Annotated in this window: 1 protein-coding gene; it reads right to left on the bottom strand. The window is 39.3% G+C overall.

Going from position 1 to position 985, the window contains the following annotated elements; translation table 11 throughout:
• Positions 1 to 985 (bottom strand): hypothetical protein (locus CCAND38_RS11950; protein WP_042344051.1); only part of this gene is annotated, 985 nt, incomplete at both ends.

Genomic DNA, 985 nt, shown 5'->3' on the forward strand with positions numbered 1-985 from the left:
GTTCATTCTGTTTTCTTACATACACAGTACCGCTGGTTACTGCTGCTAAATTAGGAATCACAGCCGTATCAACATTGGACACGCTGGTTGCCGTCGGCGTTATTGTTGTCCAATTAGCATTATCAAGCGAATAAACAATATCACTTCCGTTTCTATTTTCAATTCTTAATTTCAGTTTGCCTAATCCATCACAAGCAGCATCTTCTGCCGAACCTGTAACAGTGAATGCTTTTGCTGCCTCTATCACTACTGATTTTGCATCTGTTCGTGGGTTGCAAACCTTGGTTTCCTGCCAAATCAAAATATCATCAACTGCCACATCACTTCCAACACTGGTTGAAACAGGTTCTTTACTCACAATTTGGAAAATGACCTCAGTGTTTGTTCCTATGTCCGCACTGCTGAATGTAACAGCTCTTGAATGCCATTTCTCATCTGCTAATATCTGTCCTAAACTTATTCGTTTAAGTTCAACTCCTCCTGAGGTCAGTAGAACAAAATCTAAGTTTGGATTAACACCTCCTATATAAGTAGATTTCAGTAAATTATATAATTTCACACTTACCTTAACATCTTGTCCAGCAACAATATCTTTGATGTTTTTAGTATATATAACCCCTAAATTACCTTGGTTAGAGTTAGCATTTACTGCTAAATAGCGACCATTTACAACTCCTGAAGCATCGGTTGGAGTTGTCCACTCGGCTCTTGGCGTCACTTGTTTTGTAATAACATACTGACTATTTTGCAACTCCTCATTAGGTTTGCAAGTCATGTATATAATGGAGTTATTACAAGTATCATTTCCTGTTCCAAAATCTTCTTGGAACAAAACATTAGGGGTGGTCGCAGATGATGATCCCGATTGGTGGTACACATAAACAGAATAATTTCCTGCATCCAATGTGAACACTCCTGAAGTATTTCGTTCTGTAATTCCTCCGCCTACCACTTCGTACTCATACGTACCCGCAGGAGAGGCTGG

The sequence above is a fragment of the Capnocytophaga canis genome, assembly GCF_000827555.1.
In the GTDB taxonomy this organism is placed as follows: Bacteria; Bacteroidota; Bacteroidia; order Flavobacteriales; family Flavobacteriaceae; genus Capnocytophaga; species Capnocytophaga canis.